This window comes from Pseudovibrio sp. POLY-S9 (genome assembly GCF_001431305.1).
Lineage (GTDB): Bacteria > Pseudomonadota > Alphaproteobacteria > Rhizobiales > Stappiaceae > Pseudovibrio.
Genome location: NZ_LCWX01000243.1, coordinates 110,257 through 116,015, shown reverse-complemented (window position 1 = coordinate 116,015; position 5,759 = coordinate 110,257). Strand labels below are relative to the sequence as shown.

The following is a 5,759-nucleotide window of genomic DNA, read 5'->3' as shown; positions in this document are numbered from 1 at the left end:
CAGACCAGAGATCAGATCAGCCTGACCAGCCCCTTCAATCGGCTGCTCACCAGCCGCAAACACAGGTGTAATCACAACCTTGTCTGCATCATTGAAGCAGGCACAGAAATCTTCAAACAGGCTCTGCAGGCGCGTAAAACGGTGCGGTTGCATCACAGCAACCACCTTACCTTCAGCTGCTTCACGCGCCGCATGCAAGACGGACTTAATCTCAACCGGATGATGCGCGTAGTCATCAAAGAACTCTACGTCGTTCCAGGAGCCAGTGTGCGTAAAGCGGCGCTTCACTCCGCCAAAGCTTGCCAGCCCCTTGCGGATGTTCGCATCAGAAATACCGAGAGAATGCGCCAGAGCAATTGCAGCCGTCGCATTGGACACGTTGTGCAGACCCGGCATTGGCAGCACCAGATCTTTCAGCTCAGTTACCTTGTCCCCGCGGCGATCATGAATGATCACGGTGAAGATGGACTTGCCACCCTTGGTGGAGACATCAGTAAAGCGAACATCTGACTGTGGGTTGGTGCCGTAAGTGATGATGCGGCGGTCTTCAATCTGGCCCACTAGGCTCTGCACTTCTGGGTGATCCAGACACATAACCGCAAAGCCGTAGAACGGAACGTTCTCAACGAACTGGGCAAACGCAGCACGGACACCATCAAAGTCGCCGTAGTGATCAAGATGCTCAGGATCGATGTTGGTCACCACAGCAATATCAGCAGGAAGCTTGACGAATGTCCCGTCGGACTCGTCCGCCTCAACCACCATCCAGTCACCCTCACCCATGCGGGCATTGGTGCCGTAAGCGTTGATGATACCGCCATTGATAACAGTCGGGTCCATATGGCCAGCATCCAGCAGCGCCGCAACCATAGAGGTCGTCGTCGTCTTGCCGTGCGTACCGCCAATGGCAATCGCCTGCTTGAAGCGCATCAGCTCCGCCAGCATTTCAGCGCGGCGCACAACAGGCATGTTGTTTTCGCGTGCAGCCTTCAGCTCAACATTGCTGCCTTTGATTGCGGAAGAGATGACACAAACATCAGCGCCCTCAAGGTTCTCGGCAGCATGACCCACCATGACCTTGATGCCCTTATCACGCAAACGCTGCACATTTGCATTCTCAGACATGTCAGAGCCCTGAACACGGTAACCAAGATTATGCAACACCTCGGCAATACCGCTCATGCCAATGCCGCCGATACCGACGAAGTGTACTCCCCCAATGTCTACTGGCATTTTCATGAGGCAATCTCTTTCTGTTCAGTTGCCGGTGCAGCACCAACAAGTGTTTCGATCAGATCCGCGAGGCGCTGTACAGCTTCCGGCGCGCCCTGCGCCTGTGCTGCGTGTGCTGCCTGTGCAAGACGGCCCGGATTATCCATGAGTTCTTTCAGCTCACGGGCCAGTCGTTGCGGATCAAGTTCTTTTTGTGGGATCGGCCATGCGCCGCCTGCCTCAGCAAGCACATTCGCATTCATGCCCTGATCGTTATCAAGAGCACCCGGTAAAGGCACTAAAATTGAAGGACGCCCAATCGCTGCCAGCTCGCATACAGTACCAGCACCAGAACGGCTGATAACCAAATGAGCCGCCGCAATGCGCTCAGGCAAATCCGTAAAGAAGGACGCCACCTGCGCGGCAACACCCATCTCGCGATAAGAGCTTTCAAGCCCCTCCAGATCTTCAGGGCGAGCCTGCTGCACAACGACCAGCTGCTCGCGATCTTCCGGCGCCATCAGCTTCAACGCAGCCGGCAAAATCTGAGAGAATACACGCGCTCCCTGCGAGCCACCAAACACCAGCAGATGAAAAGCGCCGCCTTTTTCAGGTGCGTTATAAGTCTGACCACACACCGCAATCACATTGTCACGCAGTGGATTGCCGGTCATCGTCGCTTTAGCAGCCAGATCAGCAGGCAGTGTTTTCAGCGGAAAACTGGTCGCAACCGCACTTGCACCCTTGGCCAGCATCCGGTTCGCCCGACCCATCACAGCATTGGCTTCATGCAAAATGGATGGAACGCTTAAGAGACGGCCAGCAAACATTGGCGGAAAGGTCGGATACCCGCCAAAGCCAACAATCGCAGCAGGTTTAGCTGCGCGGATTGCTTTCATGGCCTGCAACGTACCCAAGCCAAGTTTGATTGCTGTCTTGGCAAGAGAAATCGGGTTCTTGCCGCGAATGGTATCGCTTTTGACCAGATGCACGTTATCTGCCGGAAACGCGCTGCCATACTTGTCTGCGCGACTGTCCGTGATCAGCTCAACACCATACCCACGGCGCTTCAGCTCACAGGCCAGCGCTTGTGCAGGAAACAGGTGACCACCCGTTCCTCCAGCAGTGAGCATAATCTTTGGCTTCATTTCACTCTCCGACACAGGCAAAACTCTTTTAGGCAGGCTGCACAGGGGCAGCACGGGTAACGGTAATAATCGGGTTCTTACGCGGTTGCGGACGTTTGCGTGTCAGCGCCAGCACAAAACCCATCGTCAGGGAAATCGCCATCAACGACGACACACCTGATGAGATCAATGGAAGGGTCATTCCCTTCGCAGGCATTAGATTGAGGTTCACCGCCATGTTGATAGTGCTTTGCAGGCCAAACATGACGATAAGACCGGAAGACGCCAGACGGCCAAACGGATCCTGATCCTGCGTCGCCATGTAAAGACCACGCAGCACAACGAATGCAAAAACGGTCACCAGCACCACACAAACGATGATGCCGTATTCTTCAGCAGCCACCGCAAAAATGAAGTCCGTATGGCTATCGGGCAAAATTCGTTTCACCGTACCTTCACCCACACCACGACCTAGCCACCCCCCGGCAATGAAGGAGTCGATCGCTTTATCGATCTGGTAGGTGTCACCGGAAGACGGATCCAGGAAACGCATGATACGCCCGCGAACGTGCGGCAGATACGTAAAGCCCGCAGCAACGCCAAGAATACCCATGATCCCAAGCGGCACAATCGCCAGCCAGGACAACCCGTTCAGGAAGAACAGCGCAAACAGAACAATGGTCAGCAGCATGGTCTGTCCAAAGTCAGGCTGCGCCACGAGCATGGCGGCCACAATGCCAAACAGAAGAATGGAGATCAGCTGCCCCGGAATGTCCTGGGCTTTACGCCCCTCAGACAACAGAAACGCAATGATCACCACCAGCACTGGCTTGATAAACTCTGACGGCTGAATGGAAATACCAAACAAGCTCACCCAGCGCCGCGCACCTTTAATGTCAGACCCGAAAAACAGCGTGCCCAACAGCAGCACCAGCATCACGCAGAACACCACCAGTGCCACCCGGCGTATATAGCGTGGTGAAAGCGCTGAAACGCCCAGCATCACGGCAGCGCTTGGAATAAGGAAAAGCGCCTGCTTCTTCACAAAGTAGAAGCTCTCAAGCCCAAGGCGTTCAGCAACAGGAGGGCTCGCGGCAAGAGACAACACCAAACCAGACACCATCAGCGTGAAGATGCCGATCAGCATGTAACGATCAATCGTCCAGAGCCATTCTGCAAATGCACTGCGATCCGTACGTGATACCATCAGCGTGCTCCCTCACCCTTCAGCATTTTGGCAGCAGCAACTGCCGCGCTCACAAATGCATCCCCGCGAACTTCAAAGCTCTTGAACTGGTCAAACGAGGCGCAGGCCGGAGACAGCAAAACCACCGCTTCACTGCCTTTGTCCCGTGCAGCATCTTGCGCCGCTGCCTCAACAGCCAGCTCCAAAGAGCTAAACTTGTGCGCCTCAACAGCCCTGGCAAGCTCTTGCTCAAACTCTTCCGCCGCTTCCCCAATCAGGTAAGCCTTCACGACTTTCGGGAAGTAGGCTTTAAGCGAAGAAATCCCGCCCGCCTTCGGACGACCACCAGCAATCCAATAAATCCGGTCAAACGCTGCCAACCCGTGAGCAGCAGCTTCTGCATTGGTCGCCTTGCTGTCATTCACAAACAATACCTTGCCTGCTTCAGCAACCAGCATCAAACGATGCGCAAGACCCGGGAAGGTCGCAAGCGCGGCTGCAATCTCATCAAGTTCCAGCCCAAGTGCTGCACAAACCGCAACAGCAGCAGATGCATTCTGCCCGTTATGAGAGCCACGCAAAGTGTTGGAGGAAGACAGGTCAGCCACAACCACCTGCTCTTCATCAAAAACCTCAAAGACCTTACCGTCTTCAGCGTAAACGCCAAACTCGACAGGCCCGAGACAAGAGATCAGCTCAACCGGCTCACCGCTTTCTGCACGGCGCTGCGCAATAGCTGCACTGAATTCATCATCCACGCCAACAACAGCAAGACGCGCTGCTTTAACGATCCGCTCTTTGATGGACGCGTAATTCTCCATGTTCCCATGCCGGTCCAGATGGTCCGGCGACAGGTTCATCATTACCCCGATATCCGGCACAAGACTTGGCGCAAGATCGATCTGATAGGAGGAGACCTCAACCACATAGACGCGATCCTCGGAAAACTCTTCAAGATCCAGAACCGGACGGCCAATATTGCCCCCCATCTGAACATCCATGCCGCATTCTTTAAGCACATGCGAAATCAGAGCAGTCGTGGTGGATTTGCCGTTGGTACCAGTGATGGCAACAAACGGTGCCTCTGGACAAACCGCTTCCCGCTCATTCACGAAAAGCTCCACATCCCCAATCACCGGAATACCAGCTTGTCTCGCCCGCTCCACACTCCAGTGCGGCGTCGGATGCGTCAGCGGAACACCCGGAGCAACAACCAGCGCTGCGTAGCGGGACATATCCGCCTCACGCAGGTCAATGGCAGCAAGCCCGTATTCTTCAGCCGTGGCAACACTGGCCTCATTATCGTCCCACACATCAACGCGAGCCCCACCAGCCTCAAGCGCACGCGCAGTCACAAGCCCGGACCCTCCGAGCCCGAACAATGCGACTTCTTTGCCTGCAAGATGACGGATAGGGATCATGTGCCGAACCTCCTAGCGCAGCTTCAGTGTGGCAAGACCAACAAGGGCCAGCACAACAGCAATGATCCAGAAACGAATAACCACCTGGCTCTCAGTCCAGCCCAGGTGCTCAAAGTGGTGGTGAATTGGCGCCATGCGGAACACACGCTTGCCAGTCAGCTTGAACGACGCCACCTGCACAATCACAGAAACCGCTTCCAGCACAAACAGACCACCGATGATCGCCAGAACAATCTCGTGCTTGGTCGCAACAGCAATCGCCCCCAGCATACCGCCCAGAGCAAGAGAGCCTGTGTCACCCATAAAAATCGCAGCAGGTGGAGCGTTGAACCATAAGAACCCAAGCCCAGCCCCAATCACCGCACCACACACAACAGCAAGCTCACCAGTGCCCGCCACATGGTGGATCTGCAGATAGCTGGAGAACACAGCATTACCAGTCAGGTATGCGACCAGACCAAACGCGGCAGCAGCAATCATCACCGGCACAATTGCAAGACCATCCAGACCATCAGTCAGGTTCACCGCATTGCCCGCGCCAACAACAACAAAGGCAGCGAATGGGATGAAGAACAGACCAAGGTTCAGCGTCAGCTCTTTAAAGAACGGAAAACCGATGCTGGTGGAAAATGGCTCGGCATCCAGAAGCGTCACCGCAAAAGCCGCAAGACCCGCAATCAGGAACTCAAGACCCAAACGCGCTTTACCGCCAAAGCCTTTGTGCGAAGACTTGGTGACTTTCAGATAGTCATCATAAAAACCAATGAGGCCAAAACCGACAGTCACACCCAGAACAATCCAGGTGTAGGGATT

Annotated in this window: 5 protein-coding genes; all 5 read right to left on the bottom strand. The window is 54.9% G+C overall.

Annotated elements, in window-relative coordinates; all coding sequences use genetic code 11:
- The coding region (gene murC / locus PPL9_RS27610) for a UDP-N-acetylmuramate--L-alanine ligase (RefSeq protein ID WP_082597142.1) at positions 1-1,239 on the bottom strand (1,239 nt) is incomplete at its 3' end.
- Positions 1,236-2,360: an undecaprenyldiphospho-muramoylpentapeptide beta-N-acetylglucosaminyltransferase gene (gene murG / locus PPL9_RS27605; protein WP_057465726.1), complete on the bottom strand. Its 1,125-nt coding sequence runs from the start codon at positions 2,358-2,360 to the stop codon at positions 1,236-1,238. The genes murC and murG, both read right to left, overlap by 4 nt.
- Before the next feature lie 28 nt (positions 2,361-2,388).
- On the bottom strand, positions 2,389-3,546 hold the full coding sequence (locus tag PPL9_RS27600; RefSeq protein WP_057465725.1) for a putative peptidoglycan glycosyltransferase FtsW: 1,158 nt from the start codon (positions 3,544-3,546) through the stop codon (positions 2,389-2,391).
- Entirely contained in the window at positions 3,546-4,946 is a 1,401-nt protein-coding gene (murD, locus tag PPL9_RS27595) for a UDP-N-acetylmuramoyl-L-alanine--D-glutamate ligase (RefSeq protein WP_057465724.1), read from the bottom strand. The genes PPL9_RS27600 and murD overlap by 1 nt, the downstream gene beginning before the upstream one ends.
- Before the next feature lie 12 nt (positions 4,947-4,958).
- Positions 4,959-5,759 (bottom strand): phospho-N-acetylmuramoyl-pentapeptide-transferase (mraY, locus tag PPL9_RS27590; RefSeq protein WP_208989677.1); only part of this gene is annotated, 801 nt, incomplete at its 5' end.

Coding starts and splice junctions, on each gene's coding strand:
- murG (WP_057465726.1), bottom strand. CDS start 2,360: ATGAAGCCAAAGATTATGCTCACTGCTGGAGGAACGGGTGGTCACCTG.
- PPL9_RS27600 (WP_057465725.1), bottom strand. CDS start 3,546: ATGGTATCACGTACGGATCGCAGTGCATTTGCAGAATGGCTCTGGACG.
- murD (WP_057465724.1), bottom strand. CDS start 4,946: ATGATCCCTATCCGTCATCTTGCAGGCAAAGAAGTCGCATTGTTCGGG.